Raw genomic sequence first — 24,783 nt, 5'->3', positions numbered from 1 at the left:
TGTCGATGTTTGCCGGATCGGATCCATCGCCCTGATGGCCTGTCGTGCGCCGAGGCATGATCGCGGTGTCACCCATCCTTGAAGCAGAGGTTCCACATGCCGAGTCCTGACGGCAGCCGCTCGTCGACGGGCGTCCGCATCATCGCCTGCACCCGCCTCGACCAGCCCGGGTGGCTCGCCCTCCGTCGCGCGCTGTGGCCGGAGGGCGACGATGCCGGGCATCTCGAGGAGATGCAGTCGTTCCTCGACGAGCCCGCACGCTACGTGCAGTTCGTCGCATACGCGGTGGACGGAACGCCTGCGGGCTTCGTCGAGGCCGCGATCCGCCACGATTACGTCAATGGCACAGAGCATTCGCCGGTCGCGTTCCTCGAGGGGCTTTACGTCGACGCCGCGCATCGCCGCAGGGGCGTCGCGCGTCGCCTCGTCGAGGCCGTCGCGGCGTGGGCGCGCGCGAACGGGTGCCGCGAGTTCGCGTCCGATGCGCTGCTCGACAACGTCGACAGCCATCGCATGCACGAGGCGCTGGGCTTCGAGGAGACCGAGCGCGTCGTCTACTTCAGGAAGGCGCTCGACGCCGGGTGACAGGGGATGTGCCCGCCGAAGATCCGGTCGCGCAACGTGGGTGTTGCATGACTGTGTGACGCACAGTACAGTGCGCCACATGGGTGAAGCCGACGTTTCAGGAAAACTCGAGCTCGAGCTGCGGCGCGGCGTCGTCGTGCTCGCCGCGCTCTCGCAGCTGCGTGAGCCACGGTACGGCTACGAGCTGCGCCAGGCCCTCGCCGAGCAGGGCATGGTGGTCGAGGAGGGCACGCTCTATCCGCTGCTGCGCCGCCTCGAATCCCAGGGCGCGCTCGCCAGCGAATGGCGCGTCGACGAAGGCCCGCCCCGTCGCTACTACGCGCTCAATGCCGAAGGCCGCGCACTGCTCGAACGCCTGACCGCGTCGTGGCGCGCGATGAACGACACCATGAACCGACTCCTCGAGGAGGGCACACGATGAATCCGCTGGACGTGATCGTTGCGTACGTGGCCGATGTGGTCGGGCACCTGCCGCGCCGGGAGCGCGGGGACGTCGCACTCGAACTGCAGGCGTTGCTCGGCGAAGCGCTCGAGCGCAAGGCTCAGGAGGAGGCACGCCCCGCCGATGCGGCGATGGCGATCGCGCTCGTACGCGCGTTCGGCGAGCCGGCCGAGGTCGCGTCACGTTACGGTACGGTGCCGACGATCATCGCGCCGGCCGACGCACGCCGCTTCGTGCGGCTGACCTGGATCGGCCTCGCGGTGATCTGGAGCCTCGGTCTGCTGGCCAGCCTGCAGCCCCCGCCCGGCGCGCCGTCCGATCCGCTGTCGCTGCTCGCGACCTGGTGGCTGCGCGTGGTCGTGCCGTCGCTGTGGTGGCCCGGCGTGCTCGTGGCGTGGTTCGCAGCGGCGAACCTGGCGGACCGACGTCGACCGCGCGCGTCGACGTGGAAACCGCGCGACGCCCGCTCCGGTCGTGTCGCGCGCGGCGGGCTCGTGCTCGCGATGATCGGCATCGTCGCGGGGCTCGCGATCCTTGCCGAGCCACGTCTCGTGCTCGATCTCGCGCTCGGTGGTCGCGCGGCGCCCGAGGCCTATCTCGCGCTGACCTGGACCGACACGTTCCTGCAACGTCAGGCGTTCGTGCTGTTCCTGCTCGTCGCCTCGTCGTTGCCGCTGTTCGCGCACGTGCTCGTGCAAGGCCACTGGACGCCGCGCCTGCGCCGCGTGCAGGACGCCCTCGCGCTGCTGACCTGCGCGGCGATGGTCTGGACCGTGCTCGATGGCCCTGCGCTCGCGACGTCGGCCGGAGACGAGGCCTTCAAGGGCGGACTCGTGCTCATCGTGATCGTGACGCTGGCGGAACTCGCATGGCGTACTTGGCGCATGCCGCGATCGGCCGGTGGTCTGCGGGTGCGCACGTCGTGAGGCGTGTCGCCGCCGGTGTGATGCTCGTGCTGGCAGCGGTGCCTCATGTTGCCGATGCGGCGTGCCCCGAGCCCGCCGACTGGGCGCGCGGTTTCCGTGACCGGCATGCACGCTTCTACGCCGGCCCGCCTTCGCCTGCGCTGCTCGCGCAGCTCACGCCGTCGTTCGGCACGCTGCTGTCGAAGGAGGCTGCGTACGCCGACGGCGAAGTCGGTCATCTCGACTACGATCCCTGGCTCGGTGCGCAGGATGGCGAGATCGGCCAGCCGGTCACGTTCGAGGCGAAGGCGCGTGATGCGGAGACCTCGGAGGTGTCGATGCGCTACCGCTTCGTGCTCGGTGACGAGAGGCCGGCCATACCCCATGTCGTGCGCCTCGTGCTGCGTCGTCACGACGGTTGCTGGCGACTGGACGACTTCGTCACGCCGACCGGCGATGCGTTGTCGGAGGTGTTCGCGCGTGAGTGAGCATCGAGTGTCACGCCATGGACTGCGTGTGTTGTCGCCGAGGCGCCTCGCGACGCTTGTTTCTGTCGTACTCGTTGCGATGCTCGTGCCGTGCGCGGCATGGGCCAAGGGAGGCGTGCCGACGGAACGCTCGCCGGCGGCGGCCATGACGAGGCCGGAGGCTGCGGCGAAGTCGTGCGGCGTCGACGAGGCCGATCTCGTCGGTTCGTGGCGAGCGCGCGGTGAAGGCGGCTTCTTCGAGACGTTCCGTCTCGCCATCGAAAGCGGCGAGCGCACGTTCGGCTCGTGGCTGCACGAGCGCCCTGATACGTCGGGCACGTGGACGTACGCGGCGTGCCGGCTCGTCATCGTGCCGCGCGACGGCAGCGGCGAACCGTTCGTCTACGACGTGCTCGGGCTGCGCGACGGACGCCTTCGCCTGCGCGATACGGATGATGCGCGCGTGGTGGCGTATGGACGGATCAAGGAATGAGTGGGGCGTGTCGGAGAACGGCGCCGACGACGACCTGATGTGAGCGTTCGGTGAAGTTTCGACGCTCCAATGCACCGAAGCATCGGTATGGTCGACGAGCGCGCTACTTCCAGGCGTCGAGCGTGACGCTGTCCGCTCCGTGATCCTTGGGAAGCATCTCATCCCTCGCATCCGCATCCCGTCGCATCGTTCGCGCACGAATGCGCCGAGCGCATCAGCATCGCCCCCGACGCAACCCCGCGTCGCACGGAGCGAGCCTCATGCCCCACGAACCCGGCCGCCTGCGCCTGCTCGCGTTGCGCGGCACCTACCTCGTCATCGCGGTCGGTCTCGCGTCGACGTTCTGGCCGCTGATCGTGTCGCCGCCGAATGTCGAGGCCGGGCCGTCGAGCGTGGTGCGTGCGCTGCTCGCGGCGATCGCGCTGGGCTCGGCGATCGGCGTGCGTCATCCGTTGCGCATGCTGCCGCTGCTCGGCTTCGAGTTCGCGTGGAAGACGATCTGGCTGCTCGCGGTCGCGTGGCCGGCTTCGCGCGCAGGCGCGCTTGACGAGTACGCCTCGGAGACCGTGTTCGCATGCCTGATCGGCGTCGTGCTGGTCGGTCTCGTGATGCCGTGGCGGCATGTGTGGCGGGTCATGCGATCACCGGCGTACTGAGGCGGACCGTCTGACGTAACGCGGGTGCGAAGCGGGGCAGGCCATCGCCTCGGGGGCATGCCTCATGGAGCCACGACGGCACACCACGTCCGTGGCACCGAGCGCGGCGCCCGGCGTTACGATGCGCCTGTCGCGTCGGCGCTCCGGCGCCCGTCACGAGGAGACGCGCGGATGATGTTCCTGTGCCTGTGCTGGTTCGACGTCGAAGCGTTCGAGACGATGTCCACCGAAGAGGGTGCTGCGCTCGGGCCTGCGTGCGCGCCGCACGATGCCGCGCTGCGCGCGACCGGGAGCGTGACGGCCTTGGGATCACTGGCGATGCCGGCGGACGCTGTCCACTTCGTTCCGACCGACGGTGCGCCCGAACGCAGAGCGGGAGCGTATCTGGAGGGTCGCCATCAGCCCGGCGCGTTCTTCCTCGTCGAGGCCGACAGTGTCGAGGTGGCCGTGCAGGTCGCATCGAAACATCCGGCCGCGAACCTCGGCGGCAGGCTCGGTTTCGCGGTCGAGGTGCGTGCCTGCGAGATGTTCATCACCGACATGTCGAATGGCGCGCCGGGCGCTGCGTGACGCAGGCATCGCACGAGCGGACGGCTACGCGGCAGGCGGATTCGGGCTGGCGCGCGACGCTGCGTGCGATGCGCGCGTGGGCGCTGACCGCGTACTTCGCCGCCCGCGATCCGGCGGCGCCATGGCTACCACGCGTGCTCGCGCTCGCGGTGGCCGCATACGCGTTCAGTCCGATCGACCTGATCCCCGATGCGATCCCCATCCTCGGTCTGCTCGACGATGTGATCCTCGTGCCGCTCGGCCTGCTGCTCGTGATCAGGCTCATGCCCAAGCGCGTGCTCGCGCGGGCACGGCGGCGCGCACGTGATGCCGCGATGCGTCCCGTGAGCCGGTCCGCCGCGGCGGTGATCGTCGCGGTGTGGCTTGTGGCGGCGTTCGTGGTCGCGGCATGGCTCATGCGGATCCACGCGTCGGCGTGATGCCGACGCTTCGCGTCACGGACGTCGTCGCGCCGCGTGCCATCGTCGGACAGGCCGCTTGCATGGCGTGCAGGACACGCCAGAATGATGGCGCCTTCTCCGCGACGGAGTGCTGCCGATGTCGCTTGTGATCATGGCCGTGGCCGCGCTCGCGGCCGTGTGGTTGCTGGCCTGGTTTGCGAGCGGGCTTGCTGCGGATCTCTCGCGTTGGGCGTTCTATCTGGTCGTCGGAGTCAGCGCGCTCGCGACCGCGGGCTGCGTGGTCTATCCGCTCGTGGATTCGCGGGCAGGCGCGTTGTGGATCTTCGCGATGCTGTTCGGTGGCGTCACCGCGCTGCTGTACGCGCTCGCGGTGCCGCTGGCGCGCCGCGAAGCGTCTCGTACCATGTCGGGCAGCGTGGGTGACGCGATGCCGGAGCGGCACACCACCGACGATTGACGTCGCGGCATGCGGCCGCCTTGCACGGCCGCTGCGTGGATCACTTCGACACCGATCCCCCGCCCGCGCGGACGGGGGATCGACGTTCGAGCGCCTTGCTCAGTGCGTGTGCACCGTGCCCGATTTCGGGCAATGGCAGGGCGCGGTCGGACCGTACTCGAGGCCGTAGGTGCGGCCGTCGCGGTGCAGCTGCCAGTAGAACTCGGGCGCCTTGCGCTGCAGGCCGCCGACTTCGGCCATGTCGGCGTCGACATCGAACACGCGTCCGTTGACGGCCACGTAGCGCGTGTCGATCGTCGCGCGGATGTCGTCGAGCGGGTTCGTGTTGAGCACGACGAAGTCGGCACGCTTGCCGGCTTCGAGCGAGCCGATCTGCCTGGACAGGCCGATCAGGTCGGCGCCGTCGATCGTCGCCGCGCGCAGCGCTTCCCAGTTGCTGAAGCCGCCCTGGGTGAGCGACCAGGTTTCCCAGTTCGCCGACAGGCCCTGCAGCTGGCCGTGGCCGCCGACCGTGATCTTCACGCCGGCATCGCGCAGCGACTTGGCGGCCTTCGCCACTTCGATGTGGTAGTAGTCCCAGTCCGGTGCGGTCTCGCGGCGCACCGAGCGCGCATCGAGCGTCTCGCGCGGGAAGAAGCGGTTGAGCTTCTTGTCCTCCCACACGTTGTCGCGCGCGTACCACCAGTACTCGCCGCTGAGGCCACCGTAGCTCACCACGAGCGTCGGCGTGTTGCGCACGTCGGTTTCCTTCCACAGGTTGATGACGTCGGCATAGAGCGGCGCGACCGGCAGGTTGTGCTCGATGCTGGTGACGCCGTCGAGCACCATCGTCATGTTGTGGTTGAACGTCGAACCGCCTTCCTCGACGACGAGCATGCCGAGCTCGCGCGCGGCCTGGTTGATCTGCTGGCGCTGGTCGCGGCGCGGCTGGTTGTAGCTCTTGACGCTGAAGGCGCCGTTCGCCTTCATGCGGCGCAGGTGCGCACGCGCGTCGTCGATCGAGTTGACCACGGCCTTGAAGTCGCCGTCGGCGCCGTAGAGGATCGTGCCGGTGGAGTAGATGCGCGGGCCGACCATCGCACCGGACTTCACAAGTTCGGACTGCGAGAACACGGTCTCGGTGGTCGCCGACGGATCGTGCGTGGTCGTGATGCCGAACGCGAGGTTGGTGTAGTACGCCCAGTTCTGCTGCGGGACGACGCCGCTGTTGAAGTGGTTCACGTGCGCATGCACGTCGACGTAGCCCGGCACGATGGTCTTGCCGGCGGCGTCGATGACGGTCGCGCCGTCCGGGATCGCCACGCTGCCGCGCGCGCCGATCGCCTGGATCGTGTCGCCGCGCACGACGACGACGCCGTCCTCGATGACGTCCTGCGTCTTGTCGGCATCACGCATCGTGACGAGGCGCGCGCCGGTGAACGCGAACACGCCATCGGGCGCATCGACCTTCGCGGTGAGGCCGACGTCGATGCCCTTGTCGCTGCCGGGCTTGGGCAGTTCCTTCGGCGCGCCGGGCACGAACGCGAAGCTGTCCTTGATGTCGCGCGAGTGGTACTCGCGGCCGACCATCCAGTGCACCGATGCGGCATCGGCGGCCCAGTGCAGGTACGAGCCGACGTCCTTGCTGATCGCGGTGACCGGGATCGCCTTGGAATCCTTCGAAAGCTCGATGCTGCCGCCGGTCTGCGGCATCGGCGCGACGTAGGCGTTGAACAGCTCGGTGAAGGCGACCCACTTGCCGTCGGGGCTGATGCTGACGAAATCGACGTACTTGAGGTCGAACACGTCGCGCGGCTCGCTGCCGTCGATCGACACGCTCTGCAGCTTCTTCTTGAGGCCGCCGCCGGTCAGGAACGTGACGCGCTTGCCGTCGGCGGTGAACTGCGGCTCGCCGCCCGACTTGGCCACGCGTCGCGCGTCGCCGCCGCTCGCGGGCATCACGTAGATGCCTTCCTCGCCCGCGTTGAGGTTGCCGGTCAGCGACGATCCCGAGGTCTTGGCGTAGACGACGCGCGCGCCGTCGCGCGAGTACTTCGGGCCGTAGTAGAAGCCCGGCTTCGTGGTCAGCGTGCGCACCTGGCCGCTGGCGAGGTCGCGCTCGACGATCGCGCCCTGGCCGGCATCCGACCACGTCGTGTAGAGCAGCTTGCGGCCGTCGGCGCTGAAGGAGGGCTGGTATTCGAAGCGCGAGGTGTCACTGGTCAGGCGCTGCGGCGCGCCGTTCGGCAAGGTCTTCGTGTAGAGGTGGCCGAGCGCGTGGAACACGAGCGTGCGGCCATCCGGGCTCGTGGCGACGTCGCGGATCATCTTCGGCTCGAACGTGCCCTTCTCGATCGACTGCTCGAAACGCAGCGGCTGCGCGAGCGTCTGCTCGACATCGGCCTTGAACGCGATCGCGGTCGGCGCGCCGGTCGCGGCGTCGACGCGCCACAGTTTGCCCTTGGCCCAGATCACGATGTGCTTCGAATCGGGCGTCCAGGCGAAGTTCGCGTACGGGCCGAAGATCGCCCAGGCTTCCTGGAGGTCGTGCGAGAGGCCGTCCCACAGCGGGCGCACCTTGCCGCTGTCGAGATCCTGCACCTCGAGCACGCTCTTCTCGCGCACGCGCTTGACGAAGGCGAGCGACTTGCCGTCGGGCGAGGGCTGCGGACGCACCGCGCCGCCGGGCGTGCCGACGACGGTCTCGGTCTCGCCGGTCTCGCGGTCGAGGCGCTTGATCGCGTAGATCGTGTCGTGCGGGTTCTTGTTGTACTGGAAGAACGGACCCGCGGTGACGTCCTCGGAGTAATAGACGTAGCGGCCGTCCTTGCTCACGGCCGGCTCGCCGAGATCCTGCTGGTCGTTCTTCTGCTTGGTCAGCTGCAGGCCGTTGCCGCCGCTGCGGTGGTACATCCAGAGCTCGCCCGCGCCGAGCGAGCGCTGCCCGGTGAAGTGCTTGCGCGCGACGAGGTACTGGCCGTCCGGCGTCCACGACGGGTTGTTGAGCAGGCGGAAGTCTTCCTTCGAGACCTGGGTCGCGGTACCGCCACCGACCGGCACGCGCCAGACGTTGTTGCCGCCACCGCGGTCGGAGGTGAAGGCGAGCTCGCGGCCGTCCGGCGAGAAGCGCGGCTGCACGTCCCACGCCGCGCCGCGCGTCACGCGCTTGGCGGTGCCGCCCTCGATCGGCAGCACGTAGAGGTCGCCGAGCAGGCTGAACGCGATCGTCCTGCCGTCGGGGCTGACGTCGAGGTCCATCCAGGTGCCTTCCTCGACCGAGAAGCGCACGGTCTTGGCGCTCTTGCCGTGGGCGGTCTCGACGTCCCACTTGGGCGCCTCGTCCTTCTTCTTGTCGGCGGCGAGCGCCAGCGACGGCACGAACAGGGCCGCGAGCAGCGCGGCGGACAACGGACGCATCGAGATCATGGGGCTCCCCGGAGCATGGTCAAACCGCCATCGTAGGCGACTCGGGGCCGCGCCGCCCGGGAAGGAAGTCCCGGAGGCTCGACCATCGGCGGATGGCCGCGCGCGCGGGCGCAGGCTACGGTGCGGGATGGCGCGCCGTGCGCCGGTCAGGATCGTTCCCCGTGAGCCGTGATGCCGTGTCCGCCCCGAATCCGGCCCTGTCCGCGACGGGCCTGTCGTTCGTGCTGGTGTGGTGCACGGGCTACCTCGCCGGCAAGCTCGCGGTGACGCATGCGGGCGCGTTTACGGCGCTGGTCTGGCGCTTTGCGTTGTCGGCGCTCGTGTTCGGCGGGCTTGCCGTCGGTGCGCGCGTGGCCTTGGGCCCTCGGCGTGCACTCATGCACAGCGCGGTGGTCGGCGTGCTCACGCTCGCGCTGCAGTTCGGCGGCGTCTACCTCGGCCTGCGCTGGGGCGCGACGGCCGGCGTCGCCGCGCTCGTGATCGGCGCGATGCCGCTGCTCGTCGCGGTGATCGCGGTCGCCGCGGGCAGCGAGCGCCTCGCCGCGCGCCAATGGCTCGGTCTCGCAATCGGCTTCGGCGGCGTGCTGCTCGTGGTCGCCGACCGCATCGATGGCGCGACGCCGTGGCCGGCCTGGATCGCGCTGCTCGCGGGCCTCGTCGGTATCAGCGCCGGCACGCTGTACCAGAAGCGCCATGCGTCGACGATCGACCTGCGCGTCGGCCTCGCCACGCAGAACCTCGCCGCGACGCTCGTGCTGCTGCCGTTCGCGCTCGCGCTCGAGCACTTCCATTTCGAGGCCACGCGCGCGTTCTTCGTGCCGCTCGCGTGGCTCGTGGTCGTCAACTCGGTGGGCGGCTTCGCGCTGCTGTTCGTGCTGATCCGGCGCGGCGCGGCAAGCGCGGTCGCGTCGCTGTTCTTCCTGATGCCCGCGGTCACTGCCGTGATGGGGCATGTCGTGCTCGGCGAGCACCTCACGGCCTTGAAGCTGGCCGGCTTCGCCTGCGCCGCGGTCGGCGTGTGGCTGGCGACGCGCGCACCGATGGGCGCGCGCGCCGCGGTGGACGTCACGCGCCCTTGACGTCGCGCAGCGTCCACGAGCGACCCGCGAGCAGGTCGAGGCGGTGCTTGACGATCGCGTGCGGCAGCGACGTCGTCACGACCAGTTCGCCACGCGAGTCGACGAGTTCGCCGGTCACGCTCGCGGACGGATCGGTCGCACCAGTGGACGGATCGACCTCGTCGGGATCGTCCTGGAGGTCGCGCCAGCGCTGCCACAGCGCGGGCTCGCGCAAGGCGGCCTGCAACGCCGCGGCGAGCGAGGCAGGCGAGTCGCCCGTGAACGACAGCGACGTGTGCTCGCCGCGCGCGCGGGTCAGGTCGTCGATCGAGATGTAGAAGCGCTGGGCCATGCGTGTCTCCTTGCGGGGTGCGAGGAGTCTAGTGCGCGAGGCGCGCGGTGAGACGGCGTGCGCCGATGCATGGTCAGGTCGCGGTCAGACGACGACCGCGCAGCGCGGGTTCAGCGTCGCAGCGGCGCGAGGTCGAGCGTGTCGGTGGCGTCGGCGCCGTGCGCGACGACGCCGAGCAGCGGTGCGGCGAGGCGCGCGCGCAGCGTGGCGAGGTTCTCGTCGAAGCGCGGCATGTCGGCGTCGACGCGGTTCGCGATCCATCCCGCGAGTCGGCAGCCGTCCTCGACGATCGCGCGCGCGGTCAGCAACGCGTGGTTGAGGCAGCCCAGGCGCATGCCGACGACGAGCACCACGTCGAGCCCGAATACGCGTGCGAGGTCGGCCTGCATGAGCGTGTCCGACAACGGTGCGAGCCAGCCGCCGACGCCTTCGACGACGACCGGTGCGCGCGCGGCGGCGAGCAACGCGTAGGCCGCACCGATCGGCGCGAGCGTGATCGCGGTGCCGGCATCGGCCGCGGCGATGTGCGGTGCGATCGGATCGGCGAACGCGAGCGGATTGATGGTCTCGTAGGCGCCGGTCCAGCGCGACGCCGCGATCAGCGCTTCCGCATCCTCGTTGCGCAGGCCTTCCGGCGTGGCGCGGCAGCCGCTCGCGACCGGTTTCATGCCGACTGCGTCGAGGCCTTCGCGGCGCAGCGTCGAGACGATGCGGCAGGACACGTGGGTCTTGCCGATGCCGGTGTCGGTGCCGGTGACGAACAGCGGTTTCATCGTGTGACCTGCGGCGCGAGCTGCGCGACGAGACGGTTCTCGCGCAGGCGCAGCGCGACCTGGGTGATGTGCAGGCCGAAGAACACGCAGCCGGGCAGGGCCAGCGTCCAGGTATGGCCCGGGATCACCGGCATCCACGCCGCGAGTGCCAGCGAGACGAGTGCGAACAGGGGGATCATCGACCAGCGCACGACCGCGAGGCGCGTCAGCACGGTCTCGAGCGCATCGAGTGCGAGCGTGCCGCGCACGCGCCAGGCATGCACGTGCAGCATGAGCAGCACGCCGCCCATCGAGCCGAACGCGATCGCGAACACCACGAACAGGAAGCGCACGTCGTCGGCCGAGCCCATGCGCAGGTTGGCCGGCAGCCAGCCGCCGGTGGCCCAGTCGAAGAACGCGCCGAACACCATGCGCAGCGGGTAGATGAAGACCAGCACGAGGAACACGAGCAGCAGGCCGTGGCGCTGGCTCGCGCGGTCGTTGATGCCGTAGCGTCGGCTCCAGTCGGCATGGCCGCGCCAGAACAGTGCGATGAGCAGGAAGCTCGCGCCGAATGCGGGCACCGACTTGAGCGCGGCCATGAGCTCGTCGCGGCTCTTCGGGATCTCGTCGATCGAGATCACCATGAGGGTCACCGCGAACGCGAAGGCCGCATCGAGGAATGCTTCCATGCGCGTGACTTCGGCGCCGCGGTTGCGGAAGCCGTCCTCGCCGCGCACGCGGGCTTCGAGGGGAACGGGGGGCGTATGCGGCATCGGGCGCGTCGTGTCGGCGAGGCGCCGATTATGCGGGCGCCGCGCGGCCGCGGTCATGTCCACGCCGGCACGCCGCCACGCCGCCACGCGGGCAGCATGCCGGCGCGAATGCCTTCAGGGTGCACTGCTGTCCGGGGAAAGTTCGAAGCGAAGGCTGCAGAGCGTTGCCGCGTCAGGCTTCCGACGACGAATCCCGGGATGCCAAGTCGTTCTTGCGGCAGCTCGACATGACGCGCGTCGTTTCCCTTCTCCCACCGGGAGAAGAGCCTGCCCCGTACTCCGATACGGGGTGGCCCGCAGGGCCGGATGAGGGTCCGGGATCGCGACGATGATCCGACGTGGTCACGATCCCGCACCCTCTCCCCAACCCCTCTCCCGGAGGGAGAGGGGCTCGAGCGCAACGCCGCTTCGGGAGGACGCGTCGAGCCTGTGAAGTCGCGCGCCGCGGCACGCCGGTTACACCGTGCAACAGCTCCGTTGCGGTGTGCGCATTTTCCCCGGGTAGCAGTGCGTCAGGGCGACGTTCCGATCGCGCGCACCATGAACGCACCGGGCAGCGGGTTGGTCGGGCTCGTGTTCTGCGCGCCGAACGGCGCCGAGTTCAGATCGTCGATCACGTCGGCGATCTCGGGCGCGTAGAAGAACCACGAGTTCGTTCCGGGAGCATCGCGGTCGACGCGCGCGGGCCTGTCGACGCCGCCCGCGAGCTTGGCGCTCGCGCCGACGAAGAACGCGCCGCTGACCGCGGTCGGCGGGATCGTCACGCTGAAGAACGTGTCGTTGAACACGTCGGGCGTGCCCTGCACGCTGGTCAGCAGGATCGCGTTGCGTGGATCGCCGTCGGCATCGGGATCGTCGAGCAGCCAGAACGTCACCGGGCCGTTCGCGAGCGAGGGGAACGTCGGCCCGAATGCGACCTCGATGCGCGTGATGACCGTGCCGCCGGGCTGCGTCGTGTAGTAGTTGCCCCACAGCATGTCGGGACTGAACGACGAGGGCGGGCCTTGATTGGTGTCGCCGTCGCCGTCGTCGTACCGGTAGGTGACGTTGGCTGCGGCCGGGTCGAAGCCGTCGGCGAAGATCACGTCGCTCATCCACTCGAAGGCGCCGATGTCGGCGGCTGCGCCGACCACGCGCGCGCTGCCGCGCTGGTCGGTGGCGAGGGCGGCCGCATTGTTGCCGGAATCGAACGCGAGGCTGTCCGAGTCGATCGCGTGCGTGCGCGTGCGGCCACCGTTGTCGGCGAGCGGCGCGAGCTGCGGATCGGCGGTGAGCGTGCCGGCCGGCAGCGCGAGCGTGCCGGCGTTCATGACGAGGTTGTTCGCGCCGGTCACGGCGAGTGGACCCGTGGCGGAAAGATCGGGTGCGAGCGTCGCGCCGCTGCCGGCGCTGTTGGACGCGATGATCACGCTCTGCAGGTCGAGCGTGGTCGCCATGTCGCCCGTGAACAGCGCGCCGCCGGCGCCTTCGGCTCCCGTGTTGAACGCGATCGTGCTGTTGGCGAGCGTGGTCGGACGCTTCGCGACCAAGCCGGCGCCGCGCAGCGCGGTGTTGCCCGAGAATGTGCTGTTGCGCACCTCGAGCAGCGTGCCCGGATCGCCGAACACGCTGTAGACGTCCTTGTAGAGGCCGCCGCCGGCGCCGTCGGCGGTGTTGGCGTCGAACGTGGTGCCTTCGATGTCGGTTTCGGCGCGCACGTAGATTCCCGCGCCGATGCCGTCCTGCGAGGCCCCCGTCGCGTTGATCGTGTTGCCGCTGACCGTGCTGTTGCGTGCCGTGAGCGCGCCGCGCACGTAGGCACCGCCGCCGGCGGTCAGGTAGTACTCGCCGTCGCCGGCCGTGACCGCGGTGACGCTGTTGCCGGAGATCGTGCTGTCGACGAGGCTGAGGTCGCCCGAGACGTAGGCGCCGCCGCCGATCGCGACCGCGTTGCCTGCGGCCGTGCTCGACGAGCCGGTGATCGTGCTGTCGACCATCGCGAGGTCACCCGACACGCTCACGGCGCCGCCGAAGGTCAGTGGCGAACCACCGCTGGCGCGGCAGCCGGTGATCGTCACGCGCGTGAGTTCGGCATCGCCAGAGGTGTCGATGCAGCTCGCGAGGCCGTGCGTGTAGAGGCCGTTGGCGATCGTGAGGTCGCGGATGCGCAGCTGGGCGAGGCCGGTCTGGAAATCGCCGTGGTAGATGAAGCGATCGTTGTTGGCGTCGATCGTCAGCAGGTCGCGGCCCGGGCCGACGATCGTGATGTCGTTGACCTGCTCGTCGCCGAGCACGCTGATGTCGATCTCGCCCTGGGTCAGCGTGATCGTGCCGCAGGTCAGTGCGGAGAGGTCGACCGTGTCGCCCTCGTTCGCGGCGTAGAGCACGCTGCGCAGCGTGCCGGCGCCGCCGTCGTCGGCGCAGCTCGTGACGGGCAGGATCGCGCGGGTACCGACGGGGCGTTGCGTTGCGGTGATGGCGATGCCGGCGTTGCGCTGGCGGCGGTTCTCCATCCGCAGGGCATGGCGCGCGGCGGCGCGTGCTTCACTGGCGCCGGCGGCGTGGGAGGTGGCGGGGAAGGCGGGCAGGCCGAGGGCGAGTGCGATGCCTGCGGCGAGCAGCAGGTGCGGGCGTGACGGGACGGGATGCGGCATCAGGGGTTCCTCGTGGAGCGGCACGGAACCCCGATCGTGGACGCGGACGCGGCCGCCAAACGGTGACGCAGTCGTCCATCCCGGCGATTGACGGGTAGAATCCGCGTTTCCGTCCCGTGCCGTGCCGCCGATGTCGTTCGACGCCGCCCCGATCACCGCCGCCGACAAGGCCGGCTTCTACGCCGAGCTCGCCGACCAGGCGCGCGGGCTGTTGCATGGCGAACCGGACCGCATCGCCAATGCGGCCAACTTCGCCGCACTCGCGTGGCACGCGTTGCCCGACATCAACTGGTGCGGGTTCTATTTCTTCGACGGCCGCGAGCTCGTCGTCGGCCCGTTCCAGGGCAAGCCCGCCTGCGTGCGCATCGCGATCGGCAAGGGCGTCTGCGGTACGGCCGCGGCCACGCGCGAGACGCAGCTCGTGGCCGACGTGCACGCATTCCCGGGCCACATCGCCTGCGACGCGGCCTCGCGTTCGGAGATCGTCGTGCCGCTCGTGGCCGGCGATCGCCTCGTCGGCGTATGGGATGTCGACAGCCCGCTGCCCGCGCGTTTCGACGAGGACGATCGCGCCGGCATGGAAGCACTCTGCCGCGTGTTCCTCGACGCGCTCGCCGCGGCACCGCATGGGGAGACCAGCGCATGAGTCGTGATGTGAAGATCCGCAACGTCGGCCCGAAATCGGCCGCGTGGCTGCGTCAGGTCGGCGTGCGCACGCACGAGGACCTCGTGCGCGTCGGCCCGGTCGAGGCGTTCATGAAGGTCAAGCGCGCGGGTTTCCGCCCGAGCCTCAACCTGCTCTATGCGATGGCCGGTGCGATCGACGACTGCCACTGGACCGATCTTCCCGAGGATCGCCGCGCGAGCCTGCTGCTCGAGGTCGATGCCGCCGAAGCGGTCAACCCGATCAAGTCGCGCTGGGACAAGGCCGCCGACCGCAGCGCCCGCAACGACGGTGACGGCAGCGCACCGGCCGCCGAGGCGGAGTCCGACGGCGACGGCTTCGGCGACGGCGACAGCGGCGTGCGCGAGCTCACCGGCACGTCGCGCGACTTCGATTGAGTCCTGCTTACCGGCGGAATCCGCTTCGCGGGTTCCGCCCTACCGGAGCACGCCTGTTCCGCATTGTTTCGGCGTGTTGCGGGTAGGGCGGAACCGCCGAAGGCGATTCCGCCGTGGAGCGTGTCGCTGCGTCATGCTCCCAAGCGTGCAGACTGGTGCCGCCGCGACAGGTTTGCGCACGATGATGCACGCATCACTCCGCCTGACGGCGGAATCCGCTGCGCGGGTTCCGCCCTACCGGAGCACGCCTGTTCCGCATCGTTTCGACGGGTAACGGGTAGGGCGGAACCGCCGCAGGCGATTCCGCCGTGGAGCGTGACGCGGCAGCGGTCTCGACACGCAGCCTGCGTGCTGGCGTCCCGCGCTTCACCTCGCCCCGGTCAGCGCCTCACCACCGCGATCTCGCGTGCGTCCTCGCGCCAGCGCGGCGTCGCGCGGATCGTCGGGAGCAGCTGTTCGGGCTGCTCGACGAGCTGCCACATCGCGAGGTGTTCGGTGTTCATGAAACGCTGGTCGATGACCTGCTCCATGAAGGTCTGCAGGGGACGATAGAAGCCCTGCGTGTCGAGCAGCAGGATCGGGTTGAAGTACAGCCCGAGCCGCTTGAGCGTGATCGCCTCGAACAGTTCCTCGAGCGTGCCGCAGCCACCCGGCAGCGCGATGACCGCGTCGGATCCGGTCAGCAGGCGGTGCTTGCGCTCGCGCATGTCCTCGACGAGTTCGAGCCGCGTGAGGCCCGGATGGCCCCATTCGAGGTCGGCCATGAAGCGCGGCAGGATGCCGACGACTTCGCCGCCTGCGGCGAGCGCACCGTTCGCGACCGCGCCCATCGATCCGGCCGAGCCGCCGCCGTAGACGACCGTGCACCCGGCCTCGGCGAGCAGCTGGCCGACGCGATACGCGGTCTCGTGATGGAGCGGATCGCACTCCTGGCTGGAGGCGCAGTAGACGCAGATGCGCACGGCAGGCGCTCCGGCAGCGGTGGGGCGCGCATTGTACGCGCGGGCTGCGGGCCTCGAGGCGCGGGTGGGCGGGGAGGCGTGCTGCCGTGGGGCGGTCGGCCAGCCGCGCCGGGCGCTGTCGCCGATCGCGAAGTCTCAGCCGCGCGCGTGGTCCTCGATCATCGCGCGCAACGCCGGATGGGCGACCTGGAACACCTCGAAAACGCCTGCGGCGCGCAGGTAGGGCACGCGGCGCAACAGCTCGTCCTCGTAGTGCCGGCGCATGTCCTCGTCGTCGACCTCGGCGATCGCCTGCTGGCTCAGGTCCACGAACTCCTGGATCCAGGCCGCGGCTGCGAAGTCGGAGGCGATGCCTTCGGCGTTGATCGCCGGCGTGCGCGGCAAGGGCAGGGGAATCAGCGTGGTGGTGCGGGTACGTGCGTTCATCGCGGCGTCGTCGTCTAAACCGTCCGGACGGTATAGTCTATAATCGCCCCGACCTCGTCAACCCTCGACCCCATGCCCGCCAAAGCCCGCCCCAGTGCCCGCCACCGCATCCTCGAGGCGGCCGAACAGGTCATCCGCGACGTCGGCGCGGCGAACCTGACCCTCGATGCGGTCGCCGCCGCGGCGGGCGTCAGCAAGGGCGGGCTGCTCTATCACTTCGCGAGCAAGGAAGCGCTGCTCAAGGGCATGGTCGATCACCACCTCGACATGCACGAGGCCGTGCTCGCCGAGGCGCGCACCCGTCATCCCGACACACCGGCGGGCTATCTGCGCGCCTACATCGAGGCGCAGATCGAATGCGCGAAGGACGAGGCGCACGAGCCGGCGGCCGCGCGATCGTTCCTTGCCGCGGCGGCGAACTTCCCGGCCCTGCTCGAACGCCCGCGCCACTACGAACGCCGACACTTCGAGGAGTTGCGCAAGGCCGGCGTCGCGTTCCCGCGTGCGGCGGCCGTGTCGCTCGCGCTGGACGGCCTGTTCTTCTGCGAGGTGTTCGAGCTGTGCTCGATGACCGCGGACGAACGCGCCCAGGTGGTCGAGGAACTCGTGCGCATGGCCGGCGACCTGCCCGGCGCCTGAGCATCGCGCGGGATCTGGAACGCGGTTCACGAATCGAGGATGATTCGCAACAAATCCGCACCCGTATCGATCCGACGCCGCGAGCACTGCGAGGCAGGCTTCCCATGAACGACCATCCGGGTGCGGCGTCGGGCGCGCTCGTCGCGTCCACCGAGGCGATCGCGCGCGACATCGCGGCACCGCACGCGGCCGACGTCGACGCTCGGGCCCGTTTCCCCATCGAATCCATCGACGCGTTGCGCGCGGCCGGCCTGCTGTCGGCCGCGGTGCCGGCGAGTCACGGCGGCGCCGGTGCCGGCATGACCGAGCTCGGTCGCCAGTGCGCGGCCCTCGCGAGGGGTTGCTCGGCCTCGGGCATGATCCTCGCGATGCACCACATTCAGGTGGCCTGCCTCGCGCGGCACGGTGCCAGCACGCCTTACTTCGACGCGTTCCTGCGCGATGACCTCGTCGGGCGCCAGCAACTCGTCGCCTCGATCACCTCCGAGAACGGCACGTTCGGCGACACCCGTACCAGCGTCTGCGCGGTCGATGTCGACGGCGACGCGATGACGCTCGCCAAGGACGCGACGACGATTTCCTACGGCGAGCACGCCGACGCCCAGCTCGTGACCTGCCGCCGCGCCGCCGATGCGGCGTCGGGCGATCAGGTGCTCGTGCTGTTCACCAAGGGCCAGTACACGCTCGCCGAAGTCGGCCAGTGGGACACGCTCGGCATGCGCGGCACCTGCAGCCCGGGTGCGAAGTTCAAGGGCAGCGGCAGCGCTGCGCAGATCGTGCCCGGTGCTTTCGGCGACGCCTCGGCGCTGACGATGGTGCCGTACTCGCACATCCTGTGGTCGGCGCTGTGGTGGGGCATCGCTGCCGATGCACTCGACCGTGCCGCGCGTTTCGTGCGCGGTGAGGCACGCCGCAAGCCCGGCGTGGTGCCGGCCGGCGCACCGCGCCTCGCGCGTGCCCACGCCCAGCTGCAGGCGATGCGCCACCATTGGGAAGGCTGTGCGCGCGCGTTCGACGAGATCGCCGCGACGCCGATGGCGGCGCAGCACGACCAGCTCACCTCGATCGGCTGGGCGCTGCGCATGAACGAGCTCAAGATGGCGTGCTCGGAGAAGGCGCCGCAGCTCGTCCACGAGGCGCTGCAGGTGATCGGCATCCTCGGCTTCCGCAACGACACGCCTTTCAGCGTCGGTCGCCACTACCGCGACACGCTGTCGGCCTCGCTCATGATCTCCAACGAACGCATCGCCGCGAAGAACGCCTCGATGCTGCTCGTCTACAAGGACGACTGACCATGCCCGCGACCGCGTACGACGCTGCGGCATTCGCCGAAGGCCTGCGCCGGCACGGCCTGGTCGTGCCGAGCGGCGTGCGCGGCGTGATCGGCCGCAGCGCGGTGTTCGAGGGCGTGGTCACCGCGTTCGACGCCGCCGTGCGTCGCCTCGCGCAGGACGACGGCGCCGAGGAGGTGCACTTCCCGCCGACGCTGCCGCGCGCGCTGGTCGAGCGCACCGGCTACATGGAGAGTTTCCCGCAGCTCGCCGGCGCCGTGCACAGCTTCTTCGGCAGCGAGCTCGAGGCGCGCGCGCTGTGTGCCTGCATCCATGCCGGCGAGCCCTGGAGCGATCGCCTCGGCATGACCGACGTGATGCTCACGCCGGCGGTCTGCTATCCGGTGTACCCGACGTTCGCGGGCACGCTGTCACCCGAGGGGCGGCTCGCGACCTCGCTGGGCTGGGTGTTCCGCCACGAGCCTTCCGACGAGCCGACGCGCCTGCAGTCGTTCCGCATGCGCGAGTACATCCGCGCGGGCACGCCCGACCAGGTCGTGACCTGGCGCAACGACTGGCTCGAGCGCGCGCTTGGCCTGCTGCGTGCGCTGGAGCTGCCGGTGCGCTCCGACATCGCCAACGATCCGTTCTTCGGCAAGGGCGGCCGCCTGCTCGCGGTCAACCAGCGCGAGCAGCAGCTCAAGTTCGAGGTGCTCGTGCCGGTGATCTCGGAAGCCGCGCCGACCGCGATCTGCTCGTTCAACTGGCACCAGGACAAGTTCGCGACCGTGTTCGGCATCCATGCCGCCGACGGCGCCATCGCCAACACCGCCTGCCTCGGCTTCGGCCTCGAACGCATCGCGATGGCCTTGTTCCAGGCCCACGGCTTCGACCCCGCGCAGTGGCCCGCGGCGGTCCGCGACGTGCTGTGGCCCTGATGCGCGTACGCGCCCTCGAGGTCGACGCGACCGGCCACGTGCGTCATGCGACGCACCAGCCGCCGAGCGTCTGGCTCGAGAAGAACTGCTACGTCGACGTCTGCATCGAGCTGCTGCACGCGCTCGGCCGCGAGCCGCTCGCGATGCTCGGCGGCACGATCGCGATCGACTTCGAAGGCGACCAGTGGTCGTTCTACAAGCCGTCGCACGACGACCTGCAGCGCCTGTACGGCGTCGAGCTCGGCGAGATGACGTGCTGGCGGCCGCTGCTCGACCACGCGATCGAGCACCTCGGCGCGGGCAAGCTCATCGCGACCGAAGCCGATGCGTGGTGGCTGCCCGACACCTCGGGCACCGACTACCGCAGGAACCACGTCAAGACGACGATCGTGCTCGCCGACGTCGACACCGAAGCGCGCCGCCTCGGCTACTTCCACAACGCCGGCTACTTCGAGCTCGACGGCGAGGATTTCGAGAACACGTTCCGCACGCGCGACGAATCCGGCGCGCTGCCGCTGTACGCCGAGCTCGTGCGCATCGATCGTCTGCGCGACGCCGATGCGGCGACGCTCGCGACGCAGGCCGCCGGCATGCTCGTCCGGCACGTCGCGCGCATGCCGGCGACGAATCCGGTCGCACGCTTCACCGCGCGCTTCACGCGCGAGCTTCCCGACCTGCAGGCGCGCGGCCTCGAGCACTACCACGCCTGGGCGTTCGCGACGCTGCGCCAGCTCGGCTCGTCTGCCGAACTCGCCGCGATGCACCTGCGCTGGCTGCACGGGCACGAGCATGCCGACGTGCGCCTCGCCACGGCCGCCGACGCGTTCGAGATCCTCTCGACCGGCGCGCAGGCCTTCATCCTCAAGGCCGCGCGTGCGGTCAACGCGAAGCGCACGCCCGACACCGAGGCCTTGTTCGCGACGTGGATCGACGCATGGCAGCATGCGCACGACGCGCTCGCGACCTGGGCCGCCTCCCACCCGACATCACCGACGACCCCATGAGCACGACGCAACGCATCCGCACGATCCTCGCCGAGCACGGCCGCCTCGACGCCGACGCGTCCGCACTCGACGAGAACGCCGACCTCTACCAGGCCGGCATGACCTCGCACGCGAGCGTCAACGTCATGCTCGCGCTCGAGGGCGCGTTCGACATCGAGTTCCCCGACCACCTGCTCAAGCGCAGCGTGTTCGAAAGCATCGCCGCGATCCGCGACGCGGTGGATTCGCTCGCGCCGCAGTGAGCGCCGGGCGCGCCGTCGCCGCCGCCCGTCGCGCGCCGCTGCGCGACGGCTGGACGTTGGCGCTCGCACCGGCCGGCACGCCGCGCGAGACGATCGACGCGCTCGACTGGCTGCCCGCGCAGGTGCCCGGCACCGCCGCGGGCGCGCTGCGTGAAGCGGGCCGCTGGTCCTGGGACACGCCGCTCGCCTTCGATGCGCTCGACGCTTGGTGGCGCGTGTGCCTGCCGCCTTCGCACGGACGCTTCGTGCTCGGCTTCGACGGCCTCGCGACGCTGGCCGAGGCGTGGCTCGACGGCGAGCCGCTGCTGTCGAGCGCCAACATGTGCCTCGCCCACGAGATCGAGCTCGATCTCGACGGTACGCACGAACTGCTCCTGCGTTGCCGCGCACTCGCGCCGGAACTGGCACAGCGCCGTGCGCGCCCGCGCTGGCGCGTGCCGATGCTCGTCGAGCAGAACCTGCGTGCGTTCCGTACGAGCCTGCTCGGGCGCACGCCGGGATGGTCGCCACCGTGTCCCGCGGTCGGGCCGTGGCGCGAGGTCTGGCTCGAGCCGGCCGAAGGCCGCGCCGGCGGCGTACACGTCGAGGCGCGCCTCGAGGACGTCGACGGCATCGTCGATGTCGCGATCGCGCTCGCCGCAGGGACCACGCAGGCCACGATCGTCGTGACGCGACGCGCGCATCGCAGCGCGGTCGATCTGCAATGGGACGGCACGACCTGGCGCGGCGAGGCGCGCATCGCCGGCGTCGAACGCTGGTGGCCGCACACGCACGGCGAGCCCGCGCTGTACGACCTGCATGTCGAGGCCGTGCGCGACGGCGTCGACGAGCGCCTCGAGCTCGGTGCGACGGGTTTCCGCACGATCACGGTCGACCGCAGCGACGGTGGCTTCGCGCTGCGCGTCAACGACGTGCCGGTGTTCTGTCGCGGCGCGTGCTGGACGCCGCTCGACGTGGTCACGCTCGATGCCACGGACGAGGCCATCGAAGCGGCCGTGCGCCGCGTGCGCGACGCCGGCTTCAACATGCTGCGCGTGTCGGGCGCGACCGTGTACGAGAACGACGCATTCCACGACGCACTCGACCGTCACGGCATCCTGCTCTGGCAGGACCTCATGTTCGCGAACATGGACTATCCCGACGACGAGGCCTTCGTCGAGGAGGCGCGCCGCGAGACGCGCCAGCTGCTCGATCGCCTGCAGGCACGCCCGAGCGTCGCGATCGTCTGCGGCAACAGCGAGGTGGCTCAGCAGGCGGCGATGTCCGGCGCACCGCGCGAGGCATGGACGCCGGCACTGTTCCATGAGCATCTCGCGCTGCCGGTGATCGCGCGCGGTCACGTCTACGTGCCGTCGAGCACGCACGGCGGTGCGTTCCCGCAGGCCTCGGACGGCGTCACCTCGTACTACGGCGTCGGTGCCTACCGACGCGGCCTGGATGATGCGCGCCGTGGCGCGCCCGCGTTCGCGAGCGAGTGCCTCGCGTTCGCGAACGTGCCGGCCGACGCTGCACTGCCGGCCGGCGGTGCGGTGCGCGCGCCCGATCCGCGCTGGGCCGCGCGCGTGCCGCGCGACCTTGGCGCCGGCTGGGATTTCGACGACGTGCGCGACCACTATGTCGAGGCGCTGTACGGTGTCGACGCCGCGGCGCTGCGCGCACGCGACCACGAGCGCTACCTCGCGCTCGGTCGCGCCGCGACGGGCGATGTCATGGCGCGCACGTTCGCCGAGTGGCGCCGTGCGCGCTCGCGCACCCAGGGCGCGCTCGTCTGGTTCCTGCACGATCTCTGGCCCGGTGCCGGCTGGGGTCTCGTCGATGCGCTGGGTCGTCCCAAGACCTGCCTGCATGCGCTGCGCCGCGTGCTCGCACCGGTCGCCGTGACGATCACCGACGAAGGACTCGACGGTCTCGCGATCCACGTGCACAACGATGGTCCCGAGCCGTTGCGCGCACGCGTCGCGGTCACGCTCCATCGCGACGGCGGCATCGTCGCGGGACGTGCCGGCAGCGACGTCGAGGTGCCTGCGCATGCATCGATCGAGCTCGCCGCGGCAGCCCTGTTCGACACCTTCGTCGACCTCGCGTACGCATACCGCTTCGGGCCACCGGTCGCCGACGTCGTGCATGTCGCGCTCGTGCGTGACGACGTGCTGCTCTCGGACACGTTCGCGTTCCCGGACGGCATGGGATTCTCGGTGCGCGACGACGTAGGCCTCGCGGTCGAGGCGCGGCGCCGCGGTGACGAGATCGTGCTCGCCGTGTCCGCGCGCATGTTCGCGCAGTCGGTGATGCTCGACGTGCCCGGCCACGTGCCCTCCGACGACGATTTCCATCTCGCACCGGGACAGTCACGCGAGATCGTGTTGCATGCCGTCGCAGGCGTCGATCCCGCAGCACCGTTTCGCGGCGTGGCCTCGGCGCTCAATGCGCGTACGCGTACCCGGTTCACGCTCGCGTGAGCATCGCCACGGTCCCCGAGGCGCAGCCCGTGTGGCTCGGTGACGACACGCGCGCGACGTTCGCGTGGCTGCACAGGCCCGCGGTCGCGGGCGACACCGCGCTCGTGATCGTGCCGCCGTTCGGTTACGAGGCGATCTGTGCGCACCGCACGCTGCGCCGGCTCGCCGAGTTGGCTGCCGAGTCGGGTTTGCTCGCGTTGCGGGTCGATCCCGACGGCACGGGCGACAGCGCGGGCGACGACCTCGACGACGCACGCATCGACGCCTGGGTCGCGAGCGTCGGCAAGGGCTGCGACCGCGCGCGCGCGGAAGGCGCCACACGCCTCGTGCTCGCAGGCCTGCGGCTCGGCGCGGCCTGGGCCGTGCTCGCGGCACGCCTGCGCGACGATGTCGTCGGCCTCGTCGCGATCGCGCCGGTCGTGCAGGGCAAGCGCTTCCTGCGCGAGTCGCGCATGCTGCAGCGCGCACTCGGCCTGCCGCTCGCCGCGCCGCGGGAGGGCGAGCCGCTCGGCGAACTCATCGGTTTCGCGATCACGCCCGACACGCATGCCGCGCTCGAGCGCCTCGATCTCGCTGCGCTGCCGGCACCCGCGCCGGCTCCCGACGTGCTCGTGCTCGAGCGCGCGGACCTGGCGGCATCGACCGCCTGGCCCGTGCAGCTCGGCGTGCTCGGCGCGCACGTCGAGCAGCGCGTGTTCGACGGCTATACCGAGATGATGCTCGATCCGCATCGCTCGACGGTGCCCGAGCGGCTGCTCGACGCCGTCGTCGCCTTCGCCCGCAAGGGCATGACGGTGCACGACGAGCGCAGCGCACACGACGGCGCGCCGGTGTGCAGGGAGTCGACGGGTGCGCGTATCGATGCCCTGCGGGAAGCGCCTGTCACGCTCGCCTCGGGCGCACGCGGTGTCGCCACGCTGCCCGCGGCTACGCCACGCGCTGCGCTCGTGCTGCTCAACGCGGGTGCGACGCCGCGCATCGGGCCGAACCGCCTGCACGTACGCCTCGCGCGCCAGCTCGCCTCGCGCGGCACGCTCGTGCTGCGCATCGACTTGCGTGGTCTCGGCGACAGCCCGCCAGCCGACGGCGTCGAAGCCGGCACCGTGTATCCCGGCGTCGCTGCAACCGCGGATGTCGCCGCCGCAGTCGCTATGGCGCGCGGGCTCGGTGCGCCGCACGTGACCGTGGCGGGTGTCTGCGCGGGGGCGTTCCATGCGCTGCAGGCCGCGTTCGACGGCACGCCTTTTGATGCGGTCATCGCGATCAATCCGCTCACGTTCCGTCCGATTGCCGGCATGCCGCCGCCGTTGCCGGTCGCGCGCGTGATCGGCGAAGCCGCACGCTATCGAGCGCTGCTGCGCACATGGAGCGGGTGGCGCAAGCTCCTGCGTGGTCGGGTCGACGTCGTGGCGGCCCTGCGCGTGGTCGCACGGCGTGCCTCGATGCTCGCACGCGCCCGTGGCGTCGGCCTGCTGCGCCTGCTGCACGTTCCGATGCGGCACGATCTCGCGGGCGATCTGCGCGCCCTCGTCCGGCGAGGCGTGCGGGTCGATTTCCTGTTCGCCGAAGGCGATCCCGGCCATGATCTGCTCTCGGAGCAAGGCGGGCGCATGGTCGCCGCACTCGTCGCGCGCGGCGCGATCGGCGTGGCTCTCTTCGAAGGCAGCGACCACACGTTCACGCCGCGTGCGTCCCAGGATGCGCTCGTCGCGGCAATGGTCGGACTCGTCGAGCCTCGGAGCGACGACGCCCGCTGAGGCGTGCGCCAGCCGCAGTCGCGACTTCTCGCCGGGTGTTCCGGGGCGCCCGACGGTGCGGGACGGTTCAT

General features: G+C 70.5%; 26 protein-coding genes. 19 read left to right on the top strand and 7 right to left on the bottom strand.

The window, feature by feature from the left end:
- Positions 1–96: 96 nt before the first annotated feature.
- The 9 genes from aac(6') (at position 97) to ACQQ2N_RS03000 (ending at position 4,976) form a co-directional block, all read left to right on the top strand.
- Positions 97–585: an aminoglycoside 6'-N-acetyltransferase gene (gene aac(6') / locus ACQQ2N_RS03040; RefSeq protein ID WP_440224201.1), complete on the top strand. Its 489-nt coding sequence runs from the start codon at positions 97–99 to the stop codon at positions 583–585.
- 79 nt (positions 586–664) lie between these two features.
- A complete protein-coding gene (locus ACQQ2N_RS03035; RefSeq protein ID WP_440224200.1) occupies positions 665–1,006 on the top strand; it encodes a PadR family transcriptional regulator in 342 nt (113 codons plus the stop codon).
- Entirely contained in the window at positions 1,003–1,953 is a 951-nt protein-coding gene (locus tag ACQQ2N_RS03030) for a hypothetical protein (RefSeq protein ID WP_440224199.1), read from the top strand. Before ACQQ2N_RS03035 ends, ACQQ2N_RS03030 begins: the two co-directional genes overlap by 4 nt.
- Complete coding sequence (locus ACQQ2N_RS03025; protein ID WP_440224198.1) at positions 1,950–2,420, top strand: hypothetical protein; 471 nt, start codon at positions 1,950–1,952, stop codon at positions 2,418–2,420. Before ACQQ2N_RS03030 ends, ACQQ2N_RS03025 begins: the two co-directional genes overlap by 4 nt.
- A 145-nt stretch (positions 2,421–2,565) precedes the next feature.
- Entirely contained in the window at positions 2,566–2,892 is a 327-nt protein-coding gene (locus ACQQ2N_RS03020) for a hypothetical protein (protein ID WP_440224197.1), read from the top strand.
- A gap of 260 nt (positions 2,893–3,152) precedes the next feature.
- Entirely contained in the window at positions 3,153–3,548 is a 396-nt protein-coding gene (locus tag ACQQ2N_RS03015; RefSeq protein WP_440224196.1) for a hypothetical protein, read from the top strand.
- A 171-nt stretch (positions 3,549–3,719) separates the two neighbouring features.
- Positions 3,720–4,118, top strand: coding sequence for a YciI family protein (locus ACQQ2N_RS03010; RefSeq protein ID WP_440224195.1), 399 nt, complete (start codon positions 3,720–3,722; stop codon positions 4,116–4,118).
- Positions 4,115–4,537 carry a YkvA family protein gene (locus ACQQ2N_RS03005; RefSeq protein ID WP_440224194.1) on the top strand — a complete coding sequence of 141 codons (423 nt, stop codon included), beginning with the start codon at positions 4,115–4,117 and terminating at the stop codon, positions 4,535–4,537. The genes ACQQ2N_RS03010 and ACQQ2N_RS03005 overlap by 4 nt, the downstream gene beginning before the upstream one ends.
- A gap of 118 nt (positions 4,538–4,655) precedes the next feature.
- Positions 4,656–4,976: a hypothetical protein gene (locus tag ACQQ2N_RS03000; RefSeq protein WP_440224193.1), complete on the top strand. Its 321-nt coding sequence runs from the start codon at positions 4,656–4,658 to the stop codon at positions 4,974–4,976.
- A 99-nt stretch (positions 4,977–5,075) separates the two neighbouring features.
- On the opposite strand, the gene ACQQ2N_RS02995 is transcribed toward ACQQ2N_RS03000, so the two are convergent.
- Positions 5,076–8,381 (bottom strand): amidohydrolase family protein, encoded by a 3,306-nt coding sequence (locus ACQQ2N_RS02995; protein WP_440224192.1) that lies wholly within the window; start codon positions 8,379–8,381, stop codon positions 5,076–5,078.
- 161 nt (positions 8,382–8,542) lie between these two features.
- On the opposite strand from ACQQ2N_RS02995, the gene ACQQ2N_RS02990 reads away from it, so the two are divergent.
- A complete protein-coding gene (locus tag ACQQ2N_RS02990) occupies positions 8,543–9,460 on the top strand; it encodes a DMT family transporter (protein WP_440224191.1) in 918 nt (305 codons plus the stop codon).
- Here ACQQ2N_RS02990 and ACQQ2N_RS02985 read toward each other — a convergent pair.
- The 4 genes from ACQQ2N_RS02985 to ACQQ2N_RS02970 all read right to left on the bottom strand — a co-directional run bounded on the left by ACQQ2N_RS02985 (position 9,447) and on the right by ACQQ2N_RS02970 (position 13,952).
- Positions 9,447–9,791: a hypothetical protein gene (locus ACQQ2N_RS02985; protein WP_440224190.1), complete on the bottom strand. Its 345-nt coding sequence runs from the start codon at positions 9,789–9,791 to the stop codon at positions 9,447–9,449. The two genes, ACQQ2N_RS02990 and ACQQ2N_RS02985, sit on opposite strands and share 14 nt — an antisense overlap.
- A gap of 110 nt (positions 9,792–9,901) precedes the next feature.
- Entirely contained in the window at positions 9,902–10,564 is a 663-nt protein-coding gene (bioD, locus tag ACQQ2N_RS02980; protein WP_440224189.1) for a dethiobiotin synthase, read from the bottom strand.
- Entirely contained in the window at positions 10,561–11,319 is a 759-nt protein-coding gene (locus ACQQ2N_RS02975) for a TMEM175 family protein (RefSeq protein WP_440224188.1), read from the bottom strand. The genes bioD and ACQQ2N_RS02975 overlap by 4 nt, the downstream gene beginning before the upstream one ends.
- 512 nt (positions 11,320–11,831) lie before the next feature.
- Positions 11,832–13,952, bottom strand: coding sequence for a choice-of-anchor Q domain-containing protein (locus tag ACQQ2N_RS02970; RefSeq protein WP_440224187.1), 2,121 nt, complete (start codon positions 13,950–13,952; stop codon positions 11,832–11,834).
- Between the two features lie 130 nt (positions 13,953–14,082).
- On the opposite strand from ACQQ2N_RS02970, the gene ACQQ2N_RS02965 reads away from it, so the two are divergent.
- Both ACQQ2N_RS02965 and ACQQ2N_RS02960 read left to right on the top strand, forming a co-directional pair.
- The gene (locus ACQQ2N_RS02965) at positions 14,083–14,598 is read left to right on the top strand and encodes a GAF domain-containing protein (protein ID WP_440224186.1); all 516 of its coding nucleotides are present in this window, start codon (positions 14,083–14,085) and stop codon (positions 14,596–14,598) included.
- The gene (locus tag ACQQ2N_RS02960) at positions 14,595–15,014 is read left to right on the top strand and encodes a TfoX/Sxy family protein (RefSeq protein WP_440224185.1); all 420 of its coding nucleotides are present in this window, start codon (positions 14,595–14,597) and stop codon (positions 15,012–15,014) included. Before ACQQ2N_RS02965 ends, ACQQ2N_RS02960 begins: the two co-directional genes overlap by 4 nt.
- 380 nt (positions 15,015–15,394) lie before the next feature.
- Here the strand turns inward: ACQQ2N_RS02960 and ACQQ2N_RS02955 are convergent, their stop codons facing one another.
- A complete protein-coding gene (locus ACQQ2N_RS02955) occupies positions 15,395–15,976 on the bottom strand; it encodes a TIGR00730 family Rossman fold protein (RefSeq protein ID WP_440224184.1) in 582 nt (193 codons plus the stop codon).
- Between the two features lie 135 nt (positions 15,977–16,111).
- Positions 16,112–16,402, bottom strand: coding sequence for a hypothetical protein (locus tag ACQQ2N_RS02950; RefSeq protein ID WP_440224183.1), 291 nt, complete (start codon positions 16,400–16,402; stop codon positions 16,112–16,114).
- A 72-nt stretch (positions 16,403–16,474) separates the two neighbouring features.
- Here ACQQ2N_RS02950 and ACQQ2N_RS02945 point away from each other — a divergent pair, with 72 nt between their 5' ends.
- The 7 genes from ACQQ2N_RS02945 to ACQQ2N_RS02915 all read left to right on the top strand — a co-directional run bounded on the left by ACQQ2N_RS02945 (position 16,475) and on the right by ACQQ2N_RS02915 (position 24,712).
- The gene (locus tag ACQQ2N_RS02945) at positions 16,475–17,041 is read left to right on the top strand and encodes a TetR/AcrR family transcriptional regulator (protein WP_440224182.1); all 567 of its coding nucleotides are present in this window, start codon (positions 16,475–16,477) and stop codon (positions 17,039–17,041) included.
- 104 nt (positions 17,042–17,145) lie between these two features.
- Positions 17,146–18,333 (top strand): acyl-CoA dehydrogenase family protein, encoded by a 1,188-nt coding sequence (locus ACQQ2N_RS02940; RefSeq protein WP_440224181.1) that lies wholly within the window; start codon positions 17,146–17,148, stop codon positions 18,331–18,333.
- A 2-nt stretch (positions 18,334–18,335) separates the two neighbouring features.
- Positions 18,336–19,250 carry an amino acid--[acyl-carrier-protein] ligase gene (locus tag ACQQ2N_RS02935; RefSeq protein WP_440224180.1) on the top strand — a complete coding sequence of 305 codons (915 nt, stop codon included), beginning with the start codon at positions 18,336–18,338 and terminating at the stop codon, positions 19,248–19,250.
- Positions 19,250–20,254: a DUF1839 family protein gene (locus ACQQ2N_RS02930; RefSeq protein WP_440224179.1), complete on the top strand. Its 1,005-nt coding sequence runs from the start codon at positions 19,250–19,252 to the stop codon at positions 20,252–20,254. The genes ACQQ2N_RS02935 and ACQQ2N_RS02930 overlap by 1 nt, the downstream gene beginning before the upstream one ends.
- Positions 20,251–20,496 carry an acyl carrier protein gene (locus ACQQ2N_RS02925; protein ID WP_440224178.1) on the top strand — a complete coding sequence of 82 codons (246 nt, stop codon included), beginning with the start codon at positions 20,251–20,253 and terminating at the stop codon, positions 20,494–20,496. Before ACQQ2N_RS02930 ends, ACQQ2N_RS02925 begins: the two co-directional genes overlap by 4 nt.
- Complete coding sequence (locus ACQQ2N_RS02920) at positions 20,493–22,955, top strand: glycosyl hydrolase 2 galactose-binding domain-containing protein (protein ID WP_440224177.1); 2,463 nt, start codon at positions 20,493–20,495, stop codon at positions 22,953–22,955. The genes ACQQ2N_RS02925 and ACQQ2N_RS02920 overlap by 4 nt, the downstream gene beginning before the upstream one ends.
- Complete coding sequence (locus tag ACQQ2N_RS02915; RefSeq protein WP_440224176.1) at positions 22,952–24,712, top strand: hypothetical protein; 1,761 nt, start codon at positions 22,952–22,954, stop codon at positions 24,710–24,712. Before ACQQ2N_RS02920 ends, ACQQ2N_RS02915 begins: the two co-directional genes overlap by 4 nt.
- Positions 24,713–24,783: the final 71 nt, after the last annotated feature.

This window comes from Dokdonella aquatica (assembly GCF_051987395.1).
Classification (GTDB): domain Bacteria; phylum Pseudomonadota; class Gammaproteobacteria; order Xanthomonadales; family Rhodanobacteraceae; genus Dokdonella.
Note: the sequence above shows the minus strand (reverse complement) of the source record. Positions and strands in the feature narration are given on the sequence as shown.

Bases quoted from the DNA above. Each gene is read 5' to 3' on its own strand.
- ACQQ2N_RS02935 (WP_440224180.1), top strand. From the start codon at position 18,336: ATGCCCGCGACCGCGTACGACGCTGCGGCATTCGCCGAAGGCCTGCGC.
- ACQQ2N_RS02940 (WP_440224181.1), top strand. From the start codon at position 17,146: ATGAACGACCATCCGGGTGCGGCGTCGGGCGCGCTCGTCGCGTCCACC.
- ACQQ2N_RS02970 (WP_440224187.1), bottom strand. From the start codon at position 13,952: ATGCCGCATCCCGTCCCGTCACGCCCGCACCTGCTGCTCGCCGCAGGC.
- ACQQ2N_RS02945 (WP_440224182.1), top strand. From the start codon at position 16,475: ATGCCCGCCAAAGCCCGCCCCAGTGCCCGCCACCGCATCCTCGAGGCG.
- ACQQ2N_RS03020 (WP_440224197.1), top strand. From the start codon at position 2,566: ATGACGAGGCCGGAGGCTGCGGCGAAGTCGTGCGGCGTCGACGAGGCC.
- ACQQ2N_RS02995 (WP_440224192.1), bottom strand. From the start codon at position 8,381: ATGATCTCGATGCGTCCGTTGTCCGCCGCGCTGCTCGCGGCCCTGTTC.
- ACQQ2N_RS03015 (WP_440224196.1), top strand. From the start codon at position 3,153: ATGCCCCACGAACCCGGCCGCCTGCGCCTGCTCGCGTTGCGCGGCACC.
- ACQQ2N_RS03010 (WP_440224195.1), top strand. From the start codon at position 3,720: ATGATGTTCCTGTGCCTGTGCTGGTTCGACGTCGAAGCGTTCGAGACG.
- ACQQ2N_RS03035 (WP_440224200.1), top strand. From the start codon at position 665: ATGGGTGAAGCCGACGTTTCAGGAAAACTCGAGCTCGAGCTGCGGCGC.
- ACQQ2N_RS02985 (WP_440224190.1), bottom strand. From the start codon at position 9,791: ATGGCCCAGCGCTTCTACATCTCGATCGACGACCTGACCCGCGCGCGC.
- ACQQ2N_RS02965 (WP_440224186.1), top strand. From the start codon at position 14,083: ATGTCGTTCGACGCCGCCCCGATCACCGCCGCCGACAAGGCCGGCTTC.
- ACQQ2N_RS02925 (WP_440224178.1), top strand. From the start codon at position 20,251: ATGAGCACGACGCAACGCATCCGCACGATCCTCGCCGAGCACGGCCGC.
- bioD (WP_440224189.1), bottom strand. From the start codon at position 10,564: ATGAAACCGCTGTTCGTCACCGGCACCGACACCGGCATCGGCAAGACC.
- ACQQ2N_RS02930 (WP_440224179.1), top strand. From the start codon at position 19,250: ATGCGCGTACGCGCCCTCGAGGTCGACGCGACCGGCCACGTGCGTCAT.
- ACQQ2N_RS03000 (WP_440224193.1), top strand. From the start codon at position 4,656: ATGTCGCTTGTGATCATGGCCGTGGCCGCGCTCGCGGCCGTGTGGTTG.
- ACQQ2N_RS03030 (WP_440224199.1), top strand. From the start codon at position 1,003: ATGAATCCGCTGGACGTGATCGTTGCGTACGTGGCCGATGTGGTCGGG.
- ACQQ2N_RS02960 (WP_440224185.1), top strand. From the start codon at position 14,595: ATGAGTCGTGATGTGAAGATCCGCAACGTCGGCCCGAAATCGGCCGCG.
- ACQQ2N_RS02950 (WP_440224183.1), bottom strand. From the start codon at position 16,402: ATGAACGCACGTACCCGCACCACCACGCTGATTCCCCTGCCCTTGCCG.
- ACQQ2N_RS02975 (WP_440224188.1), bottom strand. From the start codon at position 11,319: ATGCCGCATACGCCCCCCGTTCCCCTCGAAGCCCGCGTGCGCGGCGAG.